The sequence below is a fragment of the Lactococcus sp. LG606 genome (genome assembly GCF_017309645.1).
Classification (GTDB): domain Bacteria; phylum Bacillota; class Bacilli; order Lactobacillales; family Streptococcaceae; genus Lactococcus; species Lactococcus petauri.
In genome coordinates this window covers 1,676,191-1,692,691 of record NZ_CP071301.1, presented here as the reverse complement: position 1 = coordinate 1,692,691, position 16,501 = coordinate 1,676,191, and the positions used below count along the sequence as shown (strand labels likewise).

17 protein-coding genes and 1 tRNA gene are annotated in these 16,501 nt (G+C 39.5%); 15 read left to right on the top strand and 3 right to left on the bottom strand.

The window, feature by feature from the left end:
- Positions 1-40: 40 nt before the first annotated feature.
- Complete coding sequence (locus J0J35_RS08355) at positions 41-568, top strand: YqeG family HAD IIIA-type phosphatase (RefSeq protein ID WP_206916628.1); 528 nt, start codon at positions 41-43, stop codon at positions 566-568.
- A 174-nt stretch (positions 569-742) separates the two neighbouring features.
- Here J0J35_RS08355 and zwf read toward each other — a convergent pair whose 3' ends face one another.
- Positions 743-2,230, bottom strand: coding sequence for a glucose-6-phosphate dehydrogenase (gene zwf / locus J0J35_RS08350; RefSeq protein WP_206916626.1), 1,488 nt, complete (start codon positions 2,228-2,230; stop codon positions 743-745).
- 23 nt (positions 2,231-2,253) lie between these two features.
- Positions 2,254-2,433, bottom strand: a complete 180-nt coding sequence (locus tag J0J35_RS08345) for a hypothetical protein (protein WP_019291482.1) — start codon at positions 2,431-2,433, stop codon at positions 2,254-2,256.
- A gap of 109 nt (positions 2,434-2,542) precedes the next feature.
- Between J0J35_RS08345 and J0J35_RS08340 the strand changes: the two genes are divergently transcribed.
- The 5 genes from J0J35_RS08340 to J0J35_RS08320 all read left to right on the top strand — a co-directional run bounded on the left by J0J35_RS08340 (position 2,543) and on the right by J0J35_RS08320 (position 5,037).
- Complete coding sequence (locus J0J35_RS08340; RefSeq protein ID WP_206916625.1) at positions 2,543-3,388, top strand: sulfite exporter TauE/SafE family protein; 846 nt, start codon at positions 2,543-2,545, stop codon at positions 3,386-3,388.
- Entirely contained in the window at positions 3,385-3,753 is a 369-nt protein-coding gene (locus J0J35_RS08335; protein ID WP_019291484.1) for a DUF1634 domain-containing protein, read from the top strand. Before J0J35_RS08340 ends, J0J35_RS08335 begins: the two co-directional genes overlap by 4 nt.
- Before the next feature lie 47 nt (positions 3,754-3,800).
- Positions 3,801-3,883: transfer RNA gene (locus tag J0J35_RS08330), tRNA-Leu, on the top strand.
- Between the two features lie 52 nt (positions 3,884-3,935).
- Positions 3,936-4,142 (top strand): hypothetical protein, encoded by a 207-nt coding sequence (locus J0J35_RS08325; RefSeq protein ID WP_019291485.1) that lies wholly within the window; start codon positions 3,936-3,938, stop codon positions 4,140-4,142.
- A 10-nt stretch (positions 4,143-4,152) separates the two neighbouring features.
- On the top strand, positions 4,153-5,037 hold the full coding sequence (locus J0J35_RS08320) for an NAD(P)-dependent oxidoreductase (protein ID WP_173817234.1): 885 nt from the start codon (positions 4,153-4,155) through the stop codon (positions 5,035-5,037).
- 39 nt (positions 5,038-5,076) lie between these two features.
- Here J0J35_RS08320 and argS read toward each other — a convergent pair whose 3' ends face one another.
- Positions 5,077-6,765 (bottom strand): arginine--tRNA ligase, encoded by a 1,689-nt coding sequence (gene argS, locus J0J35_RS08315; protein WP_019291972.1) that lies wholly within the window; start codon positions 6,763-6,765, stop codon positions 5,077-5,079.
- 374 nt (positions 6,766-7,139) lie between these two features.
- Here argS and argR point away from each other — a divergent pair, with 374 nt between their 5' ends.
- The 9 genes from argR (at position 7,140) to J0J35_RS08270 (ending at position 16,465) form a co-directional block, all read left to right on the top strand.
- Entirely contained in the window at positions 7,140-7,586 is a 447-nt protein-coding gene (argR, locus tag J0J35_RS08310) for an arginine repressor (RefSeq protein ID WP_019291971.1), read from the top strand.
- A complete protein-coding gene (locus J0J35_RS08305; RefSeq protein ID WP_019291970.1) occupies positions 7,576-7,917 on the top strand; it encodes a YlbF family regulator in 342 nt (113 codons plus the stop codon). Before argR ends, J0J35_RS08305 begins: the two co-directional genes overlap by 11 nt.
- Before the next feature lie 109 nt (positions 7,918-8,026).
- Complete coding sequence (gene mutS / locus J0J35_RS08300; protein ID WP_206916624.1) at positions 8,027-10,534, top strand: DNA mismatch repair protein MutS; 2,508 nt, start codon at positions 8,027-8,029, stop codon at positions 10,532-10,534.
- A gap of 69 nt (positions 10,535-10,603) precedes the next feature.
- Positions 10,604-11,269 (top strand): hypothetical protein, encoded by a 666-nt coding sequence (locus J0J35_RS08295; RefSeq protein ID WP_019335751.1) that lies wholly within the window; start codon positions 10,604-10,606, stop codon positions 11,267-11,269.
- Positions 11,270-11,439: 170 nt separating this feature from the next.
- The gene (gene mutL / locus J0J35_RS08290) at positions 11,440-13,326 is read left to right on the top strand and encodes a DNA mismatch repair endonuclease MutL (RefSeq protein ID WP_206916622.1); all 1,887 of its coding nucleotides are present in this window, start codon (positions 11,440-11,442) and stop codon (positions 13,324-13,326) included.
- A 19-nt stretch (positions 13,327-13,345) separates the two neighbouring features.
- Positions 13,346-14,308 carry a glycosyltransferase gene (locus J0J35_RS08285; RefSeq protein WP_019291966.1) on the top strand — a complete coding sequence of 321 codons (963 nt, stop codon included), beginning with the start codon at positions 13,346-13,348 and terminating at the stop codon, positions 14,306-14,308.
- A complete protein-coding gene (gene ruvA / locus J0J35_RS08280; protein WP_206916620.1) occupies positions 14,308-14,898 on the top strand; it encodes a Holliday junction branch migration protein RuvA in 591 nt (196 codons plus the stop codon). The genes J0J35_RS08285 and ruvA overlap by 1 nt, the downstream gene beginning before the upstream one ends.
- Before the next feature lie 37 nt (positions 14,899-14,935).
- Positions 14,936-15,934, top strand: coding sequence for a Holliday junction branch migration DNA helicase RuvB (ruvB, locus tag J0J35_RS08275; RefSeq protein WP_019291964.1), 999 nt, complete (start codon positions 14,936-14,938; stop codon positions 15,932-15,934).
- 96 nt (positions 15,935-16,030) lie between these two features.
- Positions 16,031-16,465: a low molecular weight protein-tyrosine-phosphatase gene (locus J0J35_RS08270; protein ID WP_206916618.1), complete on the top strand. Its 435-nt coding sequence runs from the start codon at positions 16,031-16,033 to the stop codon at positions 16,463-16,465.
- Positions 16,466-16,501: the final 36 nt, after the last annotated feature.

Sequence of the window (16,501 nt, the reverse complement as noted above, 5' to 3'; positions counted from 1 at the left end):
TCAATTAGGTAAATGCTGCTGTATTTGGTATAATGTTTTTATGAAACTTGTGAATTATAAACCAGACTATCTTCTAGAAGCTGTGTATAACTTGGATGTGGAAAAATTAAAAAAGCGAGATATTCGAGGAATTATGGTGGACTTAGATAATACACTTATTGCTTGGAATAATCCCGATGGAACACCCGAATTGCATCAATGGCTACAAACAATGCGTACAAATGGTATAAAGGTTATTGTTGTCTCAAATAATAAACATGACCGTGTCAAACGTGCGGTAGCTAAGTTTGATGTTGATTTTGTTTCGCGTGCGATGAAACCTTTTGCTTGGGGAATAAATAAAGCCTTAGTTAAACTTAACGAACGACCGGACCATGTCATTATGGTTGGTGACCAATTAATGACAGATATTCGAGCTGCACACCGTGCTGGGGTTCGCAGTATTCTTGTGAAACAATTGGTAGAGTCTGATGGTTGGAGTACCAAGTTTAACCGCTGGCGTGAACGCCGTGTGTGGAAAAAGTTGATTCGGAAATACGGCTATCCTAAATGGAATACAAGATTATAACTCTGCAGAGGCAGAGTTATTTTCTATTATTGGACTTTTCCTGAGGTTTTCCACTGTATTGTTCTACTTATCCCAAGTTTTCCACAGTTTTACACACCTTATTCACAAAAATGTGGAAAACTGTGAATAAATGTGTGGAAAAAAAGAAACCTCAATGAAGTTTCTTTTTTTTATTTACATTAAACTGCGTTCTTTATACCATTGATCAGGTTGCCAGATCCACTGTCTTCCATCTTTTTTGAGAAGTTCAAAGGCTTCCTGTGGTCCCATGCTTGCTGCTGGGTATTTCGGAAGATCTTGATGCGCTTCATCCCATGCTTGGCGGATAACATCAATAAGTTCCCAAGAACGGGAAACTTCTTCCCAGTGGGAGAAGTTAGTGCCATCACCATGTAAAACGTCAAGCAAGAGTTTTTCATAAGCTTCAGGAGAATTTCCTAAAATTGCTGCATCATGACGGTAGCCCAATTTGATAGGCGCGATATTGAATCCTTGGCCAACTTCTTTCCCATTAATTGTAAGGGAGAAACCTTCAGTAGGTTGGATATAAATGGTAAGGATGTTTTCCCCAAGATCTGTATCAAAAATATTATTAGGGTCTTGTTTGAAAACAATGTTAATTCGTGTTCCTTTTTCTGTCAGACGTTTTCCACTACGTACGTAGAAAGGAACACCAGCCCAACGGTCATTATCAATAAGGAATTTTCCAGCGACAAAAGTTTCTGTGTTAGAATCTGGCGCTACAGAGGGTTCAGAACGATAATCTACAAAGTTCTTACCGTCAATCTTACCCTCAATATATTGTCCAGGGATGAAAGCTTCAAGCGCTTCTTGTTTGGAATATTTACGAATGCTATGAAGGGCCTTAACCTTTTCGTTCAAAATGTTTTTTTGTGTAAAAGTTTGAGGCTTTTCCATAGCCAGTAAAGCCAAAACTTGAAGCACATGATTTTGAATCATATCCTTGAGCGCGCCGCTCGTTTCGTAATAACCACCGCGATCTTCAACGCCAATACTTTCAGCAAAAGTAATCTGTATATTATCGATGTGGTCCTTGTCCCAGATGGATTCAAACATTTGGTTGGCAAAGCGGATAGCCGAAACGGATTGAATCATTTCTTTTCCGAGATAGTGGTCAATACGGAAGGTTTGATCTTCTGAAAAGACATCTTTAAGTGCAGTATTCAGTTCTTGAGCTGTTTCCAAATCACTTCCGAAAGGCTTTTCGATAATCACACGTTCAAAACCTTTACCTGTCAGAATCTTTTCTGATTTGAGGTGGTTAGCAATGATTGAGAAAAATTGTGGCGCCATAGCCAGATAGAAAACTTGGTTGCAAGCAGTATTATACTTTTCTCGGAGTTCATCTCCGAGCTCCTTGAGGGCATGATAGTGACTGCTGTCATTTACATCATGGCTTTGATAGTAGAAGTGGCTCGAGAAGTCATTGAGTTCTTCTTGGTCACTGCTTAAACCAGCTAAAGATTCCATAACGATTTGGCGATAATACTCATCGGTCCATGGGCGACGAGCAGTACCAATCACTGCAAAATTTTCTGCAATTTCGCCTTTTTTATAAAGTTGGAAAAGAGCGGGATAAAGTTTCCGTTTTGCGAGGTCACCAGTAGCCCCGAACATGGTAAAAAGTACTTGTTTACTCATAAGTCTCTTCTTTCTATTGATTATCAAACATCATTTTCAGCATAGTCGATATAAGTATCAACATAATCCAGATAGTCTTTATTTAACTGGGTCTTTATATCTTGATACTCAGCTTCAGTATAATCACGCTCAGCAATTTTAGCACGATAAAAAGGTAAATTTAATTCTTTTTGAAGTCTCTCTTCAAGCTCTTTACGATTCATAATGATTTCCTTATATGAGAAAAATTTACTACTAAGAAAATTATATCACAAAAATATCTTTGCGCCCTCCAACTGAGATTCTTTCGAATGAAAGTGATAGAATAGGAATATGTCTTTATTAACTTTTACACTTTGCATGCTCATACTTGGCGTTGTTGCCGGTATTGTAGGAAGCATTTTAGGTCTCGGTGGTGGAATTATCATCACACCGATTATTACCTCTTTTTTTGGGGTTGATATAAAATATGCAATCGGTGCAAGTATTGTCGCTGTTATTGCAACGAGTTCAGGTGCTGCCATTTCTTATTTGAAAGATGATCTGGTCAATGTTCGGGTCGCCATGTTTTTAGAAATTTTTACCACAATTGGTGGATTACTAGGAGCGATTTTGGCCGGACTGTTTAATGCTGCGGTATTAAATATACTTTTTGCTTGTTTATTGATTTTTCAAGCCTATAATATGTGGCGTAAGCTACATCAAGGTGAAAAAGTCTTGCAAAATGTTACCTCAGACAAATGGGCAGAAAAGATGAAGCTTAATTCTTCTTACTTTGATAAGCAAACAGGAAAAGAGGTCGCTTATCAAGTGGAAAAAGTCCCAGCTGGTGCATCGATTATGTTTGGTGCAGGAATAGCTTCAGGACTTTTAGGAATAGGTTCGGGGGCATTTAAGGTTTTAGCTATGGATACAACGATGAAAATGCCATTAAAACCGTCAACTGCAACCTCAAATCTCATGATTGGGGTAACTGCAGCAGCTTCAGCGACGATCTACTTCTTTAACGGCTATGTTGATCCGTCCTTAGCAGGACCTTTAGCGATAGGAATTGTAGCTGGCGCAGCTATTGGTTCGCGTATTATGCCACATTTGCCTGCTCGGACGATTCGCTTGATATTTATTCCTGTAATTGGTCTTATGGCTTTACAAATGATACTTAAAGGACTTGGTTTATGACGGAAGAAAAAGAAAAATTACTTGAAATTGAACTCAGAATAGGAAAAATTTTAAGAGCGGGTGTGTTTATTAGCTCGGCAATTATCATTATTGGTTTAATTATGTTTGTTTTCACGGGGCATTCTGGTTACCCCGGGACGACTTATCCTCGAGGCTTGTCGGAAATTGCAGAGGGGCTTGTCGCTTTTAAAGCCTTCGCTTGGCTTATGACTGGTCTGTTTCTTTTGATTTTAACACCTGTCCTTCGGGTAGTTGCTTCTATTTTTGCCTTTGCAAAAGAAGGTGATAAAATGTATGTCATTATTACGATGATGGTACTCGCTGTATTGATTATAGCTATCCTTTTAGGGCATACAGGTGCGTAAGCTATTTCTTGCAAAACACTATTGAAACTGGTATTATAGGTAGTGCTGGGGGAGTGGTGGAATGGCAGACACGCATGCTTCAGGTGCATGTGCTCGTAAGGGCGTGGGGGTTCAAATCCCCTCTCCCCCATAACCAGTTACAATCTCGCTTAGGCGGGATTTTTTATTTAAGAGGTGAATATATGGCAAGAAGATTGACAAAAGAAGAGCTACAGGAGCGTATAGATGAAAATCCCCTCCGTGCTCTAGCAAGTATAGGAGAGGAAGTAGGTTTAACACGTGTTGGGATTGAAAAATTGCTGAAAAGCTATAAATTAGAAGATTATCGTAATCAAAAGATTAAAGCCTTACGTCGAACAGTAGCAAGGCAAAGAAGATTGAACAAATAAAGGAGAAATCATGGCAAAAATCGGATTTATCGGTACAGGAGTAATGGGCGCAGCAATGGCAGGTCATCTACTTGATGCAGGCAATGAACTGTATGTTTATAATAGAACAAAAGCAAAAACTGAATCTTTAGTAGCGCGTGGAGCAACTTACTGCGCGACACCGCAAGAAATTGCAGAAGTAACGGATATTGTTTTTTCTATTGTAGGCTATCCCAAAGATGTTCGCGAAATTTATTTCGGCGAAAAAGGTGTATTTAAGGCAGATGTACACGACACGTTTTTGGTGGATATGACGACATCAGAGCCGGCTTTGGCTCAAGAGATTTATCATGCTGCAAAAGAAGCGGGAGCTTCGGCTTTAGATGCTCCGGTATCGGGAGGTGACATTGGGGCAAAGAATGCCAGCTTAACAATTATGGTAGGTGGTGAGGAAGAAGCCTATGAACATCTCTTGCCTTACTTTGAAGCTATCGGCAAAACGATTACACGTCAAGGAGCAGCAGGAGCGGGTCAACATACCAAAATGGCTAACCAAATTGCTATTGCAGGAACGATGACTGCAATGACAGAGCTGATGGTTTATGCAGATAAAGCTGGTTTAGATGTGGAAAAAGTTCTTCAAACAGTAGGAGGAGGCTCGGCAGCCACTTGGTCAATGACTAATTATGCACCGCGTATTTTACGTGAGGACTTTAGCGCGGGTTTCTTCGTTAAACATTTTATTAAAGATTTAGGAATTGCTTTAGCTGAGGCTGAAAAAATGGGGATTGAACTTCCTGCCACAGCAGGAGCGAAAAAACTTTATGATCGTTTAGCAGAAAAAGGATATGAAAATGATGGCACTCAGGCGCTGATTAAACTTTGGTGGCCAGAAGGCGTGAGACCGAATAAATAAAAAAATAGACCATGTGGTCTATTTTTTTTATTTGAAAACTTACATTTCCTCTGGTGCTTCCACACCAAGCAGACGCAATGCTTCTTTTAAGACAAGAGAAGTTGCATTAGCAAGTGCTAAACGTGCTTGAAGCCCTTCGTTGTCCTCAAGGATACGTACATGTGCATAATATTTGTTAAAAGCTTGTGCTAAGGAAATTGAGTATTTCGCAATGATAGAAGGTTCATACTTATCTGCAGCACGTTTAACAATGTTACCAAAGTCTTGGAGTAGCTTCACAATTTCCCAAGCTTCAGCTGGTGTTTCTTCAACATTGACTGGTTGCGGTACATAGTTTGCTTTACGTAAGATTGAACGGATACGTGCATACGCATATTGTACGTAAGGGCCAGTCTCACCTTCAAATGAAACCATCTCTTCAAGGTTGAAGTCATAACCATTGTTACGGTCGGTTTTTAAGTCGTAGAACTTCACGGCACCAACCCCAACTTGTTGTGCAACACGCTCTTTGTTTGGCAAGTCAGGATTTTTATCGTTGATTTGCTTCAGAGCACGTTCTACCGCTTCGTCAAGTGTTGTTTCTAACTTAACAACGTGACCTTTACGTGTTGAGAATTTTTTCCCGCCTTGCGTTACCATACCGAAGGACACGTGTGTCATGTTGTCTGACCAGTCATAACCGGCTTCCTTGAGTACTGCCTTTAATTGTTTGAAGTGGTTTTGTTGCTCGCCACCAACAACATAAAGTGATTTTACAAAATCAAAAGTTGCTTTACGGTACATTGCTGTTGCTAAGTCACGTGTAATGTATAATGTTGCACCGTCAGTTTTTTTAATCAAGGCTGGGTTGAGGTTGTATTTTTCGAGGTCTACAACCATCGCACCTTTAGATTCGTGCATTAAGCCTTTAGATTCTAGGTCTTCAACAACGGCATCCATCTTATCAGAGTAGAAAGATTCACCTGTAAAGTGATCAAACTCAATGCCTAATTTACCGTAAATACGGTTAAATTCAATCAAGCTGACATCAGAGAACCATTTCCAGATGCGAAGGGCTTCCTCGTCACCTTGTTCCATTTTAAGGAACCAAGCGCGACCTTCTTCGTCTACCGCGGGATCTTCTTTAGCTTCGGCATTGATTTGTACATAAAGCTTCAATAACTCATCGATTGGATTGGCAGTAATTGTCGCTTCATCACCGTATTTTTTATAAGCAGTGATCAAGAGACCAAACTGTTTGCCCCAATCTCCCAAGTGATTGATTTTGATTGTATTGTAACCAATCTTTTCATAAATTTTTGAAAGCGAGTCTCCGATAACAGTTGAGCGCAAATGACCAATAGAAAAAGGCTTGGCAATATTTGGAGCCGACATGTCAATAGGAACATTAGCACCATGACCGATATTTTGGTCGCCATAGTCTTCTTTTTCAGTGATAACTTCGTTGATAACTGCTGTGGCAACAGCTTTTTTGTCAAGGAAGAAATTCACGTAAGGACCAGTAGCAACTACTTTATCAAATCCAGTAGCATCAATGTTCTCAGCGATTTCACCAGCGATGATTTGTGGGGCTTTGCGCAAAGTCTTGGCTAAACTGAAAGCTGGAAATGCGATATCGCCCATTTCTGATGATTTTGGTTTTTCAAGCAAATTTTCGATTTGTTCGAGTTCAAGCGCACCATCGAGTACGGCGAACAAAGATTTTGCTGCTAATAGTTTTTCATTCATGGAATAATTATACCATAATAGAAATAAAAAAGTATAGTGCTTATTGTGTTAAATTTTAAGCTTTATGAGTGAAGTGAGCCAAATAACTTATAGGATAAGGAGCATTCTTTTTCAGATATGTTTTTTTGTGTGATGTGTTGAATTTACGGACTGAAAAAATTATAAAAGATATATTTTGTATTTTTATACACTTTTGATTAGAAAGTGGAATGGTTGAAGCAAGGAAGAGGTCTCTTTATTCATTGGTGTTATGAGGATAGGTGCATATATTTTTATCCTAAGAGTTAAAATATGTATAAATAATAATTTAAAATAATGACAAATGTACCTTCATTCCTGTATTTTGTTGAGTATTTTTATGCTATAATGAGACTATGAAAAGAGAAGAACGATTAAATTTAATTAAACAAATTATCTCTGAAAATAAGATTGCGACACAGGAAGAGCTTCAAAGTGTCCTAGAATCTAGAGGGGTAAAGATTACGCAGGCGAGTCTGTCACGTGATATTCGTGAGCTGCATATTATTAAAAAGCGTGAAGACGGTAAGAGCTTTTATGTTTTTTTGACAGAGCTTAACTCGCCTTCACAATCTTTGCTGCAACAATATCTGACTAACTTTGTACTTAAAGTTGATGTTGCCAGTGTTAATGTAGTTGTACACACGCATCTGGGTGAGGCAGATCTTTTGGCGAATGCTTTTGATGATGAGCAACGCCCAGAAATTTTAGGGACTTTGGCTGGTGCAGATACTTTACTGCTCATTTGTAAGGATGAAGCGGCTGCAGAAAGTTTAGCCTTGGAGATTGAAGATGCCTTATAATGCAAGTAAAGAAAAATTGATTGCACATATTCTTGATTTGGATTATGTTAAGGCTTTTCAAAAAGCAGAAAATACCTTACAGGAAGAAAGAGAGCTGTTTGAGCAACAAAGTAAAATGAAGGAGCTGCAGAAGGAAGCCGTTCTCTATCAAAAAATAGGTAAAATACAGGCCTTTAAAGAAACATCTAATGCAGCACAAAAGATACACAAGTCTTTAAAAAACGATCCCTTAGTTGAGGATTATCTTTTAAAAATGCAGCCTGTTGATGCTCTTTTGAATCATGTGACAGGTGAAATTGAAAGTAAAGTTAATGAAGCCTTAGGACATTAGGTCGCTAGGAGAAGGACCTTGTGTCCTTTTTGTTTTTACCTACAAGCTTAAGCTGGCTTTTTGTATGTTATAATAGAAGCAAACAATTTTCAAAAGAAAGAAGAATTATATGTCTGAAAAAATTTCACCAGGAATGCAGCAATATCTTGATATCAAAGCTGATTATCCGGATGCTTTCTTGCTCTTTCGTATGGGAGATTTTTACGAGCTTTTTTATGAAGATGCGGTGAATGCAGCCCAAATTTTAGAATTGTCTCTGACTTCGCGCAATAAGAATGCAGAAAATCCGATTCCAATGGCAGGTGTTCCTCACCATTCAGCAGATCAATATATCGAGCAGCTTGTGAATTTAGGCCATAAAGTTGCCGTGGCAGAGCAAATGGAAGACCCTAAAACAGCTGTCGGTATTGTCAAACGTGCCGTCACTCAAGTTATCACACCAGGAACAGCTGTTGATGTGGGCTTAACAACGGAAAATAACTTTTTAGTGGCCCTGGATAAAGCTTCTGAAACATTTTCCCTAGCTTATATGGATCTATCGACAGGCGAATTTAAAGCAACACAGTTCTCCGATTTTTCAGCAGCCCTCAGTGAGATATCATCTCTAAAGGCACGTGAGATTGTCGTCGGTTATGAGCTATCAGATGATGATAGGCAAGTCTTTGAAAAACAGTTGAACGTGATGGTTTCAGAGCAATACGAGTATGAAGATATTGCCTCCATTCTTGCGCCTTTGGAAAATCAAGTGGCTTCAAAGCTCTTGGCCTATGTTAATCGCACTCAGTTACGGGATTTAAGTCACTTACAGGAAGTGGAACACTATGAAATAAAAGACTTTCTGCAAATGGACTTTGCAACGAAATCTTCTCTAGAGTTAACCGCAAATAAACGCGAAGGAAAAAAACATGGGACACTCTATTGGTTGCTTGATGAAACCAAAACAGCTATGGGCACACGTTTACTCCGTAACTGGGTAGATCGTCCGTTGATTTCTGCCAGCGCAATCAATAAACGTGCGGATATTGTACAACTTTTCGTGGACAATTTCTTTGAACGGGCAGATTTGATTGAGGCTCTAAAGGGAGTTTACGACCTTGAGCGCTTGGCTTCCCGTGTGTCCTTCGGTAAAGTTCTTCCCGTGGATTATTTACAGTTAGAAAATTCTTTATCTAATGTCCCAGGCATTAAAAATGTTTTACTGACCATGAACAATCCAGCCTTGGAACCCTTGATCTCTCAACTGGATGAAATTCCAGAGCTTATCTCCTTGATACGTCAGGCAATTGACGAATCGGCGCAACGTGTCATCACTGAAGGGGGTGTCATTAAGTCAGGTTATAATGAGCAGCTGGACAAGTATCGCGAAGCTTTAACAAATGGTACCTCGTGGATAGCAGAGTTGGAAGCGAAAGAAAAAGCCAACACCGGAATCTCGACATTAAGAATTGATTTTAACCGCAAAGATGGTTATTATTTCCATATTACGCAGAGTCAGCTTGGTAGTGTTCCTGACCACTTTTATCGTAAAGCAACGTTGAAAAATTCAGAGCGTTTTGGCTCAAAAGAGTTGGCTGAAATCGAAGAAATTATGCTTGAGGCACGTGAAAAATCAAGTATTTTAGAATATGATCTTTTTGCGCAAGTACGTACAGAAACTGAACAATATATCTCGCGCCTGCAGAAATTAGCAAAAGCAATTGCCAGTATCGACTGTTTGCAAAGCTTAGCGACTGTTGCCGAAAAATATCAGTATATCCGTCCAATTTTTACTCCAGAACGTAAGGTTAACATTATAAAAGGGCGTCATCCTGTGGTTGAGAGCGTGCTTGGGGCACAAGAATATGTCCCCAATGACATTAAGTTACCGGACCAAACCGCAATTCAACTCATCACTGGGCCAAATATGTCTGGTAAATCAACTTACATGCGTCAATTTGCGATGATTGTTATTATGGCACAGCTAGGTTCTTTCGTACCAGCTGAGGTTGCTGAACTTCCAATATTTGATGCGATTTTTACACGTATTGGTGCAAGTGATAATCTAATCTCAGGAGAGTCGACCTTTATGGTAGAAATGATGGAAGCCAATCATGCTATACAACATGCTACGCCGCATTCTTTAATTATTTTTGATGAACTTGGACGAGGCACTGCAACCTATGACGGAATGGCTTTGGCGCAGTCGATTATTGAGTATATTCATGATAATATTCATGCTAAAACACTCTTTGCGACGCATTATCATGAGTTGACGGAGTTGGCAGATAATCTTAAGGAGTTAGAAAATGTTCATGTTGCCACCTTAGAAAAAGGCGGTGATGTGACTTTCCTGCATAAGATTACGGAAGGTCCAGCAGACAAATCCTATGGTATTCATGTGGCTAAAATTGCAGGACTGCCAACAAAATTACTCGAACGTGCCGATATTATTTTACAAAAGTTGGAGAATAAGCCTGTGATGAGTAAGGCACCCGAAGTTGAAAAAGAGCAATTGAGCCTCTTCACTTTTGAAGATAACCATCAAGATTTGATTGAGATGCTAAAAGAAACGAATGTCGATAATATGACAGCACGCGAAGCTTTGAACTTTTTGTGGGATCTCAAAGACAGGCTGTAAGATTTGGTTTTTAATAGTAAAATTGTTAGAATAAAGTGAATAAATATAGAAGTGTTAAAAGGAGAGTGTATGGCGGAAGATAAAGATAAAATCGTAGAAACACCTGAAGTCCCCGAAGTTGAAACTATGGAAGAAGATGGTGTTGGCGTAACTCCTGCAGGTAAACAGGAAGAAACACTTATAGTATCAGAAACAGAGGGCTCTGTCTCGCCTGTTTCGGAGCCTGTGGAAATCGTGGAAACTACAACTGAAGAAGAGGTTGCAGCTCCCGATGTAGCATCCAAAGACGAGATTCTTTCTGAAAAAGAAGAAACTGAAGCACCTCAAGTTTCTCCATTTGATTATGCAGATGAGCCATTTTTGGCAGACAACCGTGTCAAATCAGGAATAACTCCAAAATGGAACTGGGGTGCAATGGCTATGCCCGTCTTCTTTGGTGTAGCTAATCGCTCTTATCTCGGTTTGCTCAGTTTACTTGTATGTATTCCTTGGCTTGGCTGGATTTTTGGTATTGTTTGGGCTATTGTTTTCGGTATTAATGGAGAACGTTGGGCTCTACAAAATCCAGACAATCGCTACCGTGATGAAGAAGAGTTTCGTAAGGTTATGGACGGTTGGAATCGTGCCGGATTAGTTGCCTTTATCATTGGTGCAGTAGTTATCGTACTTCTCTTGCTTTTCTTTATGATTCTTGGCGCAGCTATATTCAGTAACATGGATCAGCTTCAGTATTAAAATAGATTAATGAAGTGATAATATGAGAGACCTCTCCGGTGTATTTCAGGAGAGGTTCTCTTTGTTGTCATGAAGCTCTTCAGCTTTCAAATTTCTCTCTTTAAAATATGCTATAATAAGTACTGACTATGAAAAAGAGAAACAGTCGCTTGATGCGGAGGTCTGAATAAGTGGGAAAAATAATCGAACTTGATGAAGCACTTGCTAATCAGATAGCAGCTGGTGAAGTGGTAGAACGGCCTGCTAGCGTTGTAAAAGAATTAGTAGAAAACTCAATTGATGCCGGTGCAACGCGTATCATTGTGAAAATTCAAGAGAGTGGCTTACGACTCATTGAAGTGATTGACAATGGAACGGGGATTGAAAAAGAAGATGTTGCTAAGTCTTTGAAGCGGCACGCAACCAGTAAAATCAAAAATAAAGCGGATTTGTTTAAAATCCGTACTCTTGGATTTCGGGGTGAAGCGATGCCTTCAATTGCTTCAGTCAGTGAATTTTCTATTGAGACAAGTGTGACAGATGAAGAGTCAGGCACACGCTTGATTAGTCATGGTGGAAAAGTGGACACATTAGAAGCAATTGCCCAAAGAGAAGGGACCAAGGTTACTGTACAAAATCTTTTCTACAATACGCCGGCACGCTTAAAATATATTCGTTCCTTGCAAGCAGAACTTAGCCACATTACGGATGTCATTAATCGTCAAAGTATGGCTCATCCCGAGATTTCTTTCACACTGATCAATGAAGGCAGAGAATTGATGAAAACGGCGGGAAATGATGATCTACGTCAGGTTATCGCCAGTGTTTACGGCCTTTCAACTGCCAAAAAAATGTTAAAAGTAGAAGCGGAAGATTTAGATTTTACGATTTCGGGATACGTGAGTTTGCCTGAGCTAACACGCGCTAATCGTAATTACATTACCTTGATGATAAATGGCCGCTTCATCAAAAATTTCTTGCTAAACCGTGCAATCCTTGAAGGATACGGTAACCGTTTGATGGTGGGGCGTTTTCCTATTGTTGTGCTTTCTATTGAGATTGATCCGCAATTAGCTGATGTCAATGTGCACCCGACAAAACAAGAAGTACGCTTATCAAAAGAGCGTGAACTAATGCGTTTGATTACAGAAGTTATTCAAAGTGTTTTTGTAGAGCAAACTTTAATTCCTGATGCATTGGAAAACCTTAATTCACGGCGGACGAAAGTAGAGGAACAACCAGAAGTTACAAGTGAGAGCAAATCAACAAACCTTTATTATGATAAGGTAAGTCAGGATTTCTTTGTGAATAAGACTCAGGTACATGAGGAGTATAGCTTGCCTCAGGAGAAGGTTGTTCCTCCAGATGAAGCCCGTACACCTTCTATTTTCGAAGAAACTGTGGTCGAAGAAAAACAACAGGCTGAAAGCTCAGAGAAAATAGAAGAAAAAACGGCCTTTCCTGATTTGGAATATCTGGCACAACTGCATGCTACTTACCTGCTTTGTCAAGCGCAAGATGGACTTTATATTATTGATCAACATGCCGCTCAAGAGCGTATAAAATATGAATATTGGCGCGATAAAATTGGTGAAGTAAGCATGGACCAACAAATTTTACTGGCCCCTTACATTTTTAGTCTACCTAAGAATGATTTTTTGATGTTTTTAGATCGAAAATCTATTTTGGAAGAAGCAGGATTGTTCCTTGAAGAATATGGAGAAAATCAATTAATTCTCCGTGAGCATCCCACTTGGCTTCAAGAAAATGACTTAGAAGAAACAGTTTATGAGATGATTGATGAAATCCTTTTGACAAAAGAATTCTCAGTCAAAAAATATCGACATGATTTAGCAACAATGGTGGCATGTAAGAGTTCGATTAAGGCAAATCATCCGCTTGATGTAGAATCAGCGCGGGCATTAGTCAAAGAACTTGCTACTTGTGAGAATCCTTACTCTTGTGCGCATGGACGTCCAACAATTGTCCATTTTAATGGCGGAGACTTAGAAAAAATGTTCCGACGCCGTCAAGAAACACATCTTTCCAAAGCCGCAAGTTGGAAGAATATAAATTAAAAATAGGAAAAGAAGAAAAATGACAACTTTATACATGGTAGTCCCTTGTTACAACGAAGAATTGGTACTTGATGAAACATCACGCCGCCTTGAAGAGAAATATGCAGCTTTGAAGCAAGCTGGCAAGATTGATGAAAAAAGCCGTGTTGTTTATGTTAATGATGGTTCGCGAGACAGTACCTGGGAAAAAATTCAAGAAAAACATGCGGCCAATCCGATGTTTAGTGGTATCAATCTCTCACGCAACAGAGGGCATCAAAATGCGCTCTTGGCAGGTTTGATGCAAGTTAAAGACTTAGCAGATGCCGTTATTTCAATGGATGCGGACTTACAGGACGATATCAATGCGATTGATGCGATGCTTGAAGAGTACGAAAAAGGTTACGAAGTAGTTTATGGCGTACGTGATAATCGTGACACAGATACGGCATTTAAACGCCGTACAGCTATGGCTTTTTATGGCTTGATGAAGAAACTAGGCAGTGAATCTGTGCCCAATTCGGCAGACTTTCGCCTGATGAGCAGTCGCGCCTTAAATGGTTTAGCTGAGTATGAGGAAGTAAACCTCTTTTTACGTGGCATGGTCCCTCTTGTGGGATATAAATCAACAAATGTTTACTATAAACGTGGGGAACGTTTTGCAGGGGAAAGTAAGTACCCTCTCAAAAAGATGGTGAGTTTTGCGATTGATGGTATTACTTCAACTTCAGCAACACCGATGCGCTTTATTTTCTGGACTGGATTGACTATGTTCCTTCTTGCTTTTGTAGCTGGAATTTATGTTGTAGCGCGTCATTTCATCGGAGGCTTTCCAACGACTGGTTGGGCCTCAATCATGGTTGCTATTATTGGTCTGGGTGGAATTCAACTCTTGGCTCTTGGGATTATTGGTGAGTATATTGGTAAGATCTTCCTCGAAGTTAAAGCACGCCCACGTTTTATTATCCAAGACTTTATTAACACAGAAGGTGATGAGGACTAATGTACGAATACTTCCAAGGCAAGTTAGCTAAAATTACACCAACATATATCGTTGTTGATGTCGCAAGTATTGGCTATCTCATCAATGTAGCAAATCCTTATGCTTGGTCGCATATGATGAACCAAGAGATTAAAATATATGTGCACCAAGTGATTCGGGAAGATGCACATAGTTTATATGGCTTTATGGATGATGCAGAGAAAGCTTTGTTTTTACGTTTGATTAGTGTATCAGGCATTGGACCAAAATCTGCCTTAGCAATCATCGCTGCAGATGATAATGTGGGTCTTGTTCATGCGATCGACAACAGCGATATCAAGTATTTGACGAAATTTCCAGGTGTCGGTAAAAAGACAGCGATGCAGATGGTTCTGGATTTAGCTGGTAAGTTTGATGCTACGACTTCAGCTGAAATAGTCAAAACTACGGCTAAAAATGAAAATCTAGCTCTTATTGAAGCGATTGAAGCTTTGCAAGCCCTAGGCTATAAAGCAACCGAGCTTAAGAAAATTCAGAAGAAACTTGAAGTTGAATCTGGATTGACCAGTGAAGAGTATATCAAAGCCGCCCTTAAATTAATGATGAAATAAAATCCGTACAATACGGATTTTTGTTATAATAAAAACAATGAACGAAAACTTATCACCAACACCACTTGAAGATGAAATGATGGTTGAGAAGTCTTTAAGGCCTCAATTTTTCAATCAATACATCGGTCAAGACAAGGTTAAAGAACAACTTGAAATATTTATCAAAGCAGCAAGACTACGTGAAGAAGTACTGGATCACGTGCTTCTTTTTGGCCCTCCCGGATTAGGTAAAACAACCATGGCCTTTGTTATTTCGAATGAGCTGGGGGTGAACATCAAACAAACATCGGGACCAGCAATTGAAAAACCAGGTGACTTGGTCGCTATCTTAAACGAACTTGAGCCAGGAGATGTCCTTTTTATTGATGAAATCCACCGTATGCCTATGCAAGTAGAAGAGGTTCTTTACTCTGCCATGGAAGACTTCTATATTGATATCATGCTCGGATCTGGCGATGGCAGTCGCTCAGTTCATTTGGATTTGCCGCCTTTTACATTAGTGGGGGCAACAACGCGAGCTGGGATGCTTTCCAATCCTCTGCGTGCGCGTTTTGGAATTTCAGCTCATATGGAATATTACACTGAACGTGACTTGGAGGAAATTGTCAAACGGACAGCGGATATATTTGAAGTGGAGATTGTGGATCAAGGAGCGCTTGAGATTGCATTGCGAAGCCGAGGCACACCACGTATCGCAAATCGCCTGCTGAAGCGCGTTCGAGATTTTGCACAAATTATGGGTGACGGTCGCGTAGATAAAGAAATCACAGATAAAGCACTTCAGATTTTAGATGTGGATAATGCGGGACTTGATTATATTGACCAAAAAATCTTACGCACAATGATCGAAATGTATAATGGAGGTCCTGTAGGTTTAGGAACGCTAGCGGTTAATATAGCAGAAGACCAAGAGACTGTTGAAGATATGTATGAGCCTTATCTGATTCAAAAAGGGTTTATCATGAGAACTAAGCAAGGACGTAAAGCGACACCCAAAGCTTATGAACATTTGGGTTACCCTTATCAAGAGAAATAAAAAATACTCCGTATGGAGTATTTTTTATATGTCTTACTTAAGTAAATTTCCATTATATGATATTTTTTATGCCCATAGCTGTGCTATAATGAGGATATGGAAAAAATAGTATTTGTCTGCTTAGGTAATATTTGTCGAAGTCCCATGGCTGAGTTTGTCATGAAGGACTTAGTTGAAAAAGAGGGGAAAAATTTCGAGGTGGAAAGTAGAGCCACATCTAGCTGGGAACACGGGAATCCCATCCATCCAGGAACACGTTCTCTTTTAACTACGTATGGCATCCCATTTGATGCTACCAAAGGGAGCCAACAGATCTCACGGGAAGATTTCCAATATTTTGATCAAATTATTGCAATGGATGAATCTAATAAAGAAAATTTAGAGAAAATGGCTCCTGCAGATCAAAAATATAAAATAAAAATGCTTTTGAATAAATCAGTCCCAGATCCTTGGTACACGGGAGATTTTGAGGAAACTTATCGCTTAGTAAAAGAGGGGTGTTTAAATATTTTAGAAAATAATGGCAATTGATGTTATATGATATGACATAAACCTTTGACAAGAGAT